We start from the raw sequence: 9,673 nt of genomic DNA, 5'->3' as shown, positions 1-9,673 counted from the left end.
CGGTCAATCAGTTCGCCATCATGTTCGAGGATCGCTTCAAGCCCATCCAGGGCTGAACGCGGTCAGGCTGGGACCGGACCGGCGGCCAGATACACAGAGCTTCTGACACTCCCCACGTGACGCGCGAGGGGCGCAGGATCAGCGTCGCGCTGAAGACGGCGCGCCTGATGCCCGCCAAGACCATCGAAGGCTTCGACTTCGCCTTCCAGCCGTCGCTGGATCGGGGGCGCATCCTCGCCCTGGCACAACTGCACTTCATCGAACGCGCGGAGGTGCTCCATCTGCTTGGCCCGCCTGGAACCGGCAAATCTCACATCGCAACCGCGCTCGGGGTCGAGGCCGTCAGGGCGGGCAAGCGGGTGTACCGCGCCACCCTCGCGGAAATCATCGACGGCCTGAGCCGGGCGGAGCGCGACGGGCGCCTGCCCGAAAAGCTGCGATTCTTCAGCAGGAACAGCCTGCTCATCGTCGATGAGATCGGCTACCTCCCGATCACCCCGGGCGGTGCCAACCTGTTCTTCCAGCTCGTCAACCACCGCTACGAGAAGGGTGCGATGATCCTCACCTCGAACCGCGGCTTCGCCGAATGGGGCGAGGTCTTCGGCGATCCCGTCGTCGCCACCGCGCTGCTCGATCGCCTGCTCCACCACGCCATCGTCATTCAAATCGAAGGCGCGAGCTACCGCCTGCGGGCCCATGCCGACCTCATCCCGGAGCACAGCCGCTCCCACGCCGCGATCATGCCGCCACCGCCGAAGCGCCGCGGACGGCCGCCAAAAAACGGGAGAACCGATCACCTGCACGGCTGATCACCGAGGCCGGAAACTGGGGATTTTTACTTCGGCACTTTTGAGGAAACTTCAGTCGGCGTTGACACTCGCACCCATGTCGACGAGCGTCGGCGGCCCGCTCGCGTCGTTGGTCACCAGCTGCCAGCGGGTATGGGTGCCGCGCTGAAAGCCGATACCGATGGCGCTGACGACGGCGCTGAGCGTCAGCGTGGTGGCGAGCGCCGCCGTCGAGCCATACAAGCCAACGAAAGCCATGCCGGTTGCCTGCAACGTGGCGAGCGAGATCCGAGTGACGAAGGTCCAGCCGCCGAGCCCGGCGGCATTGCCGCGCCAGCAGGTGAAGACGCCGCTGCGCTGGTCCGAGGCCGAGTCCACCGTCGCCGCAGAGGTCAGCCGCCAGCGGCGCATGCTGGTGGCGAGCGAAGTCGCGGCGAGGCTAGGGGTCGAGACGGTGCCGACCGTCGAGTTCGACATGCCCTCGGTGGTGATGGTAGCGCCCGACGACGGCAGCCACATCGCCGGCCGCGCCAGCCCGAGATGCGGCTGCAGTGAGAAGTCGCGGCCGTTCGAGCGCATGGCGTCGAGCCAGGGCTGGCCGGCCCGGCTCCGGGCATAGAGCGCGAGCTTGCCCGACGCCAGCGCCGCCGGCGCACTGGACACGCCCGGCAGGATCGCCGGCTTCGGCAGCTCGACCCGGCCGCTCGTCCGGTCGACCAGGATCGCATCGAAGTAGGTCGACCCATCCGGGCTGACCTTGAAGCTGAAGTCGTCCGAACCGAGGAGCCCGATCAGCGCCCGGGCGCTGAAGCCGGTCTTGAAGGCGAAGGCGGCGTCGTTGCCGGCGGCAGCCTTGTTGACGGTCGCCTCGATCCCGGCGCCTGCGTTGTTCAGCAGCACCGCCGGGGTGTTGACCGAGAGCCGGTTCCAGGCATCCGCAACCGCGCCGCCGAGCCCGAGCAGCAGCGCAGTAAGGTTCGCTTGGGGCATTTCCACGACGGTGACGCCGTTCGCGAAGGTGACGGTCGGCGTGTTGACGACCGTGACGCCATCGGCGCCCGGCGTCGCCGAGCCGATGTTGACGACCGTGTCGGAGCCGGTGCCGCCGGTGCCGAGGTTCACCGTCTTGGTGGCGCCGGAGGCGGTCGCGCCGGCGCCGAGGGTTGGGATTCTGGATCCAAGGGAACCCGACCCACCAGCATCACCCAGAATCGCATTCGGCCATAGGGTTGGGGTTGCTCAGGAGCGGGCTGCGTGATCCGCTCCATGACTTCCGCTGGGCTGGTCCGCAGATGGTTCGTGTGGGTCGATGGAAGATCGTTCGGTGCCCTGAATTCCCTCAGCCGGAACCGCGTCTGAAACCGGTGCCGCGCGCCGAGAGAGCAGATCGCGCGTCAGCTCCGTTCGGAGGAAACTGCATTTTGCCCTGATACGATGATAGTTGTCGGGCTCCAACTCGTCGGTCCGATCCTTGTCGATGTAGAGCTTGAGTTCTTTCTGAACGGCAAAGTAGGCATCGCGTGCGCTGTCGGTGAGGAGGATTCCGCCGGTCTGGAAATACCAGTCCCGCAAACTTTCTGAGAACGGCAGCAGCGTGTCGTAGGAGACATGGTTGCGCCTCGGGTATTGAGGAAACTTCTCGGTCAGCTGCCAAAGCGGCTTGTAGACCTCGAAACGGCGGGCTCGAAGATCGATATCTACTGATTGGGCGAATGCCAGCCAGTTTTGCCGGACCTCCATGGCTATTTGGAGGTTGCTGGTCCGAACCTCATCCAGCGCCGAACGCGTCGACCTCCGATCTTCAGCGATCGCTTCGCGCTCCGCCGTCCGGGTCGCTTCAAATTCTTTCGAGAGCGCTGAAATCGCGTTGGTGATCAGCGTGTAAATAAGGTAGCCGAACAGCGCGAAAACCAGCGTCGGGAAGCCGCCTTTGATAATCGCGTCCCAAGGCATCAATCGTCTCCCGCTACGAGGTTGTTCGCGAATGCCGATGCCGAATCAGTCCTTATGAGAGCACAGGATAGCACGATGGGGCCGCCCCGCCGGTGAAGGCCTTGAGGATGGCGAGGTTCAGCATGGCTGCGATACCGAGGCGATGCGGTTTAGCGTCGTCACCGCGAACCTCGGCGGACTGCCATATTGGGATCACCTCAGATCAGGACATCACCCGAGACTGCTGTGTGGCACCTCCCGCGTGCCCGAGCCGGGCGAGCAGGATCGCGACGTTGGACACATGCCACCGCCCGCCGCGCCGGGTCAGCATGCCGCGCGCGTCGAGCTCGGCCGCGATGGCGCGCAGGCTGGTCGCGCCGCCGGCGCGGATGTCCGCGATGACCGGCGCGAGATCGCGGGCGTGTCGCTCGGCGTTGGCCGCGACGGTGGCACGGAGTGCGACACCGCCCTCGGCCGCCCGGCGCAGCGCCGCCGCGCCGTTCGGGTTGCCTAGCTTGACGCCGCGCGCCTTCGCGACCGCCAGCGCCTCCTTGGTGCGGCGCGAGATCGCCGCGCGCTCCTGCTCGGCGACCAGCGCCATGATGCCGACGGTGAGATCATTCGCCTCGGGCATGTCGACCGCGACGAATTTGACGCCGCTGTCGCGGAGCGCGAGCAGGAAGGCGGCGTTGCGCGAGAGCCGGTCGAGCTTGGCAATCACGAGGGTCGCGCCCGTGACCTTGGCGAGATGCAGCGCGCGGCCGAGCTCGGGCCGGTCCGCGTTCCGCCCGCTTTCGACCTCGGTGAACCGGGCGAGCAGCGTCGCGCTTCGCTGGGCGGCGTAGCCGTCGATCGCCTGGCGCTGCGCTTCGAGCCCAAGGCCGCTCGCGCCCTGACGCGCCGTGGAGACCCGTTCGTGGCCGATGATCCGACGCATCCGACCTCCGCGTCCATGCTTGCGCGCCTTTGGCGCGACCAGAACTGCGTAACCCTGGTTTGGCAGCTGTGGACGCTCCGCGCGGCGAAGTGTAGCCGGATAAGGAAGTTGGCCGGTCAGAACGGGCGCGGCTGCTGGTAGCGCCGGATCATCTCCTCGAGCTCGGCGTCGGAATATTCCGAGATCGGCCGGCCGTGCACGATCTCGACGGTGATCGCCTCCGGGCCGGTCTGGACCGGCGCGACACTGACGCGCGAGCGCGCCGCCGGGGTGAGCCCGAGCTCGATCATGTAGCGGCCCATCAGCTCGAGCTGCTTGTTGGCGATGGCGAGCCAGGGCGACTGCTGGATGTAGCCCGAGGGCGTCTTGAACAGCACCGGCGTCTCCTTGAGCTTCTCCTCGGCCTCGACCCAGCGCGCCCAGGCCTGGCAGTAGGCGGCGAGCGCGGCGCGGTCGATCACCGTCAGTACGCGCATGCCGTGCAGTGTGCCGGCGAGCCTGCGCCATTCGTTGCGCGCCACCGGCGAGAGATGCGGCGGGCAGCGGGGCAGGGCGTCGGGCGGCACCGGCTCGTCGTGGTTCCAGGCGCGCTTGCCCGGGTTGCCCTCGGCGCGGCGGATCGCGGTCGGCTTCGGCTTGCGTCCGGGCTTCATCTTCATCGCGGGATCTCTGGCGCCTCCCGCTCGGTGGCGACCTCGGCGAAGCTCCGGCCGTCGCCGTCGAGCACCGCCGCCTCGCCGGTGAACGCCTGCCAGCGCGTCACCGCCACGTCGACGTAGGACGGGTCGAGTTCGACGCCGAGCGAGATCCGACCACAGCTCTCGGCGGCGATCAGGCTGGTGCCCGATCCCATGAACGGCTCGTAGACCGGCTGGCCCGGCGCGGAGTTGTTCAGCATCGGCCGGCGCATCGCCTCGACGGGCTTCTGCGTGCCGTGCACCGTCGTCGCGTCCTGGTCGCGGTTCGCGATCCGCCAGAGCGTGGTCTGCTTGCGGTCGCCCGACCAGTGCGCCTTCGCCTTTTCGCGGACGCAATATAGCATCGGTTCATGCTGCCAGTGATAATCGCCCCGGCCGAGCACCAGCCGCTCCTTGGCCCAGATGGGTGACTTGGTCGGTGAGTTCCAAAATCCCCGCTAAGCGGGGGCTCGGCGCTTTTGGGTTTTCTTGCCGATCAGGCGCAGGCCATCGGGGCGAAGGTCGCGGGTCGGCGAGACGTGGCGGTAGAGGGTCTGACTGGAGATTCCCAGTTCTCGGCAGAGCGCGCCGACGCTGGTTTCGGGCTTGCCCATTGCAGCCTGCGCCAGCCGCAGTTTGGCGGGCGTCATCTTGTAGGGGGCACCGCCGCGGCGGCCGCGGGCGCGGGCGGCGGCGAGACCGGCGTTGACCCGCTCCCGGATCAGATCGCGCTCGAACTCGGCGAGCGCGGCGAAGATACCGAAGATCAGCCGGCCGCCGGCGGTCTGGGTGTCGATCTCGGCGCCCTGGCCGGCGAGCACTCGGAAACCCACGCCGCGCGCCTCGAGGTCCCGCACCGTCGCGACGAGATGGGCGAGGTCGCGCCCGAGGCGATCGAGCTTCCAGACCACGAGCGTGTCGCCGTCCCGCAGGGCGCGTAGGCAGCCCTCGAGCCCAGGGCGGTCGTCGCGTTTGCCTGAGGCGCGGTCCTCGTAGATCCGCTCGGCGCCCACGCCGGCAGCGATCAGCGCGTCGCGCTGCGGGTCGGAGGTCTGCGTGCCATCAGCCTTCGAAACGCGGGCGTAGCCCATGAGCATCGCTATCGCTCCATAAACATGTGTTTACGTGACGCGTTGAGAGGCACCTCGCACAGCGCCGGAAAGAATCACATAACCGATCTTGAAATCAAAGCTCCACGAATGCCGCGGACATCAGGCTATGGCGCACCGGCGCATCCTCACCGCCGGCCAGCGCCGCGCGCTGTTCGGTATCCCCGACGATGAGGGCGAGTGCCGACGGCGCTACGCGCTGGAGGACGACGATCTTTGGCGTATCGGCCGCCGCCGCAAACCCGGGAACCGGCTTGGCTTTGCGTTGCAGCTCTGCGCCCTGGACGCGCTAGCCGAGATGCGACTTCGGACGAAGCGACAGGTTGACGCCCTACAGTCCTGTAGCCGTCGCCGATGACGTTGGCTTTGAAGACCTCGGCCGGGGTTCGATAACCAAGACACTTGCGAGGCGTTGCGTTGGGGCCGGCGCAGAGCCGCCTGAGGTCGTCCTGGGAGAGAGGCTCGGGGTCGGTGTCACGGTGGATCCAGCGCCGAAGGCGTTTGTTCGCGTTCTCGACGCTGCCTTTCTGCCAGGGCGACCGGGGGTCGCAGAACCAGGTTTGCGCGCCAACCTCGGCTCGCAGGTGCGGCCAGTCGACGAACTCCGACCCGCGGTCGAAGGTCACCGAGCGGCGNGGGTCGCAGAACCAGGTTTGCGCGCCGACCTCGGCTCGCAGGTGCGGCCAGTCGACGAACTCCGACCCGCGGTCGAAGGTCACCGAGCGGCGCGCTCCCCGCGGCAGGGGGCGCAGGACTTCGGCGATCTGGGCCATGATCGGCTTCGCGCGCGTTTCCGGGTTCCTGAGCACGACCAGGAACCTGCTGACCCGTTCGATCAACGTCGTCACATTCGCCGGACCAAACCGCTGCCGAAAGAGTACGAGATCACCCTCCCAGTGGCCGAATTCCGGCCACGGCGTCGGGACGGAACAGGATGCTGAGTTCCGGGGCGAATTTCGGTGGTGACCGTTTGCGGCGACGGTGTCCGCGGCGCTTGCGGCGACCCGAGGCGAGGTGGCGCCACAACTCCGCCGCGCGGCCCTCATCGGAATAAATGAACTGGTAGATCGTCTCCTGGCTGACACGGAGCGGGGCCGCTTCGAAGCGCATGCGGCCGGCGATCTGCTCCGGGCTCCAGCCCGCGCGCAGGCAGCGTGTGACCCGGTGGCGCAAGTCGGGGTGACGCGCCAGCTTGCGGTGCCGGAACCGGCGGCCGAGCGCGATCTTCTGGGCGGGCACGCACCAGTAGCCGCTCAGCTCGGGTATCTCGGCGTCGTGATATCGGTTGCGCCTCAATTCGCGGAATACCGTGGACCGGTGGCGCCCCAGACGGGACGCGATCTCCGTCGCGCTCATCCGGGCGAGGCGCCAGCGTTCGATCTGGCGGCGTTCCGAAAGCGTGAGATGCCTGAAGCGCGTCTTCATTCAGGATGTCCTTTCGCTTTCCAACATCCTGCCAGATCTCAAAAGTCGCAGTTCAGATTAGCGCGCACCCATTCCGGCTTCCTGCACCAAGAATAAACATTATGATGTTCGCCGTGTCACTCTGAGCCCGATCGAGGGGCTCTGGTCGCGGCGAGGTCTGCCTTCACCAAATAAGCCAAGGGGAGGAGATAGCCTATGTTCGGCGTGTGCTCGTATCTAAAGAGGAAGCGCGCCGAGTTTCTAAATAGGATGGCTGACTCAGGGAGTACGTGGTGTTGCGGGGCGAATTCTCCCATTTTGCGCAGTGTCAAAAACCCCGCGAAGGCTGCGGGGCCGGCGCCCGAGCCAAAGGAGCCGCGACGCGGGGAGTGACGCGTCCGCCATTCGTGCAACGCTGGCAGAACTGCGCGCCAGATGCTCCGCCGGTAGCCTCGGCCCTCGTGCGCATACCAGTGACTGGCGGGTCGGGAAGCGCGCACATCTGGGGGCGCCGCCGCTCTATCGATCCGCCGTCTGTTCCTGGTCGGGCCGATCCTCACTCCCGACCAGCCGCAGGAGTTCGTCCCGGGCGTGATCGCAATGCTCTTGCGCTACCGCCCGCGCCATTGCCACGTCGCGACGGGCGATCGCCGCCACGATCTCGCGATGCTCCCTCACCAGATCACCCAACCGCGCGCCGCCATAGCCGAAGCGCATCCGCAGGGTCTCGATAAGCAGCCTGCCGCGGTTCAGGGTATGGATCGCCTCGGCGTTCCTGGGGACGGCGTTGATGAAGCTGTGCAGCCTGAAGTTTGCGCGGAGCAGGGCGGTCGCGTCGTCCTCGTCGGCGCGTTGCTCGAACTCCCGCGCCAACTGTTCGATCTGCTCGATCTCCGCCGCCGTCGCCAGGGCGGCGCATTTCCCAGCGAGCATCGCTTCGATGGCGCCCCGGACATCCAGCATGCTCGTGATGTAATCCGCGTCGACCATCCGGATCTCGGCGCCCCGCCGCGGATGGACCAGGAGCACACCCTCCGCTTCGAGTTCCTGGAGGGCGGTGCGCACGGGCATGTGGCTCACCCCACAAAGCGAGGCGATCTCGTCGATCTTCAGCCGCTGGCCAGGAACCAGTTCACCGAGGAGGATCCTGCGACGCAGGTCCGCGGTGACCTGCGCTGCCGTGGTGGTGCCGATCACCACCTGGCCCCCATCGTCCTGAATCCACTGTGCCAACGCGTCTCCTCCCTTCTTTAATCGATCGACGCCTTCTTCAGGGCACCGGGGTCAGCAATGGCTTATCCGCGAAAAACGCCGCGATATTGTCGAGCACGCATTGCCCCATGGCGACGCGCGTGTAGGTTGAGCCGCTGCCGATGTGCGGTTGCAGGACGACATTGTCCAGATCGAGGAGCGCCGAAGGCACGACGGGCTCGTTCGCGAAGACGTCGAGGCCCGCCCCGGCGATCCCACCGCCGAGCAGCGCCGCGACGAGCGCCTCCTCGTTCACGACGGAGCCGCGCGAAACGTTGACGAGATATCCGCGTGGACCCAGCGCCTCCAGAACGGCGCCCGAGACCAGACCCCGCGTGCCCGGTCCGCCGGGTGCCGCGACGACGAGGAACCGCGCCCATCGGGCCAGTTCCGATACGCTCGCGAAATACTGGTGCTCGACGCCGTCCTGACGCCGTCGCCCGTGATATCCGATCTCCATCCGGAACGCCCCGGCCCGCCGCGCGATCGCCTTTCCGATCCCGCCGAGTCCGACGATCCCGAGCCGCTCGCCCCAGACCCGGTCGGTCAGTCCGGACTTTTCCGAGAGCCAGCGCTCCTGCCGGACGAAGCGGTCGTTCGGCAGGATACGGCGGACGGTCGCGATCAGGAGGCCGAAGGCGAGATCGGCCACGCATTCGGACACGATGCCAGGGGTGTGGGTCACGGCGATGCCGCGTGCCTGGGCGGCCGCGACGTCGATCCCGTCGTAGCCGGCGCCGGACGACGCGACCAGCGCGAGGCGGGGCAGGCGGGAGAACACCGCGTCGTCGAGCGGATAGTCGCCGCGGGTCGCGATGACGGAGACGATCTCCGATATCGATCCGAGGAACCGCTCCTTGTCGTCGGCGCGATCATAGCGGTGCACCGCGTAGCGATCGCGCAACGCGGCCTCGGTCTCGGGCAACAGGGGCCCGTATTGCAGGACGTGGGTTGTCATCTTCTCCTCCCACGCCCTTCATAGCAGTCCGTTGATCTTTGATCAAAGATATAATATCGATTCTGACAGCCGAAATCAGAATCGCCGGAACGCGGCGAATGGGAGGACTCATGAGAATCGCCGGACTCGCCGTCGCCATCGCGATCGCCGCGGGCGTCGCTCCGGCCGCGTCAGTCGCGGAGGACTATCCGAGCAAGGTCATCCGGATGGTCGTTCCGTTCCCGCCGGGAGGGACTTCGGACTTCGTCGGCCGCGTGGTGGCGGAGCAGCTGGGCCGGGACCTGAACCAGACCATCGTCGTCGAGAACCTGCCCGGGGCGGCGGGCGCGATCGGGACGGTGAACGTCGCGCAGGCGGAACCGGACGGCTACACGCTCCTGCTCACGTCGTCGGATTTCACGATCGTGCCCACGCTACAGCGCAAGCCCGCCTACGATCCGCTGGCCGATTTCGAGCCGGTGGCGCTGCTGCTGCGCTACCCGCACTACCTCGTCGCCAGCAAGGTGAGAGCGGCGGTGCAAAAACCGGCCACGGTAGCGGCGGGATAGTCCGGCCGCGGGCGGAGTAAAATCCGGCCACCTATTTCCCTTCTGCATTGAACGCAGGAGGGACAGGGG

General features: G+C 67.1%; 10 protein-coding genes and 2 pseudogenes. 3 read left to right on the top strand and 9 right to left on the bottom strand.

The window, feature by feature from the left end; translation table 11 throughout:
• Positions 1-116 precede the first annotated feature (116 nt).
• Complete coding sequence (gene istB, locus ACLJK8_RS20670) at positions 117-809, top strand: IS21-like element helper ATPase IstB (protein ID WP_413152256.1); 693 nt, start codon at positions 117-119, stop codon at positions 807-809.
• A gap of 51 nt (positions 810-860) precedes the next feature.
• Here the strand turns inward: istB and ACLJK8_RS20665 are convergent, their stop codons facing one another.
• The 6 genes and pseudogenes from ACLJK8_RS20665 to ACLJK8_RS20640 form a co-directional block, all read right to left on the bottom strand.
• Positions 861-1,910: a hypothetical protein gene (locus ACLJK8_RS20665; RefSeq protein ID WP_413152254.1), complete on the bottom strand. Its 1,050-nt coding sequence runs from the start codon at positions 1,908-1,910 to the stop codon at positions 861-863.
• Between the two features lie 117 nt (positions 1,911-2,027).
• Complete coding sequence (locus ACLJK8_RS20660) at positions 2,028-2,741, bottom strand: hypothetical protein (protein WP_413152253.1); 714 nt, start codon at positions 2,739-2,741, stop codon at positions 2,028-2,030.
• 202 nt (positions 2,742-2,943) lie between these two features.
• Entirely contained in the window at positions 2,944-3,657 is a 714-nt protein-coding gene (locus tag ACLJK8_RS20655) for a recombinase family protein (protein WP_413152251.1), read from the bottom strand.
• A 116-nt stretch (positions 3,658-3,773) separates the two neighbouring features.
• Positions 3,774-4,316, bottom strand: coding sequence for a phage terminase small subunit P27 family (locus ACLJK8_RS20650; protein ID WP_413152249.1), 543 nt, complete (start codon positions 4,314-4,316; stop codon positions 3,774-3,776).
• Positions 4,313-4,759: pseudogene (locus ACLJK8_RS20645) on the bottom strand (DNA-methyltransferase); the annotation flags it as partial. The gene ACLJK8_RS20650 and the pseudogene ACLJK8_RS20645, both read right to left, overlap by 4 nt.
• Positions 4,760-4,792: 33 nt before the next feature.
• Positions 4,793-5,431 (bottom strand): recombinase family protein, encoded by a 639-nt coding sequence (locus ACLJK8_RS20640; protein WP_413152247.1) that lies wholly within the window; start codon positions 5,429-5,431, stop codon positions 4,793-4,795.
• 121 nt (positions 5,432-5,552) lie between these two features.
• Between ACLJK8_RS20640 and ACLJK8_RS20635 the strand changes: the two genes are divergently transcribed.
• A complete protein-coding gene (locus tag ACLJK8_RS20635; protein WP_413152258.1) occupies positions 5,553-5,801 on the top strand; it encodes a DUF4158 domain-containing protein in 249 nt (82 codons plus the stop codon).
• On the opposite strand, the pseudogene ACLJK8_RS20630 reads toward ACLJK8_RS20635, so the two are convergent.
• The 3 genes and pseudogenes from ACLJK8_RS20630 to ACLJK8_RS20620 form a co-directional block, all read right to left on the bottom strand.
• Positions 5,785-6,868 (bottom strand): annotated as a pseudogene (locus ACLJK8_RS20630) (IS30 family transposase); the annotation flags it as partial. The gene ACLJK8_RS20635 and the pseudogene ACLJK8_RS20630 overlap by 17 nt on opposite strands.
• Before the next feature lie 498 nt (positions 6,869-7,366).
• On the bottom strand, positions 7,367-8,047 hold the full coding sequence (locus ACLJK8_RS20625) for a GntR family transcriptional regulator (protein ID WP_413152245.1): 681 nt from the start codon (positions 8,045-8,047) through the stop codon (positions 7,367-7,369).
• A gap of 70 nt (positions 8,048-8,117) precedes the next feature.
• Positions 8,118-9,056: a 2-hydroxyacid dehydrogenase gene (locus ACLJK8_RS20620; protein WP_413152243.1), complete on the bottom strand. Its 939-nt coding sequence runs from the start codon at positions 9,054-9,056 to the stop codon at positions 8,118-8,120.
• Positions 9,057-9,166: 110 nt separating this feature from the next.
• Between ACLJK8_RS20620 and ACLJK8_RS20615 the strand changes: the two genes are divergently transcribed.
• On the top strand, positions 9,167-9,604 hold the full coding sequence (locus ACLJK8_RS20615) for a Bug family tripartite tricarboxylate transporter substrate binding protein (protein ID WP_413152241.1): 438 nt from the start codon (positions 9,167-9,169) through the stop codon (positions 9,602-9,604).
• Positions 9,605-9,673: the final 69 nt, after the last annotated feature.

This window comes from Amaricoccus sp. W119 (assembly GCF_047275745.1).
Lineage (GTDB): Bacteria > Pseudomonadota > Alphaproteobacteria > Rhodobacterales > Rhodobacteraceae > Amaricoccus.
Note: the sequence above shows the minus strand (reverse complement) of the source record. Positions and strands in the feature narration are given on the sequence as shown.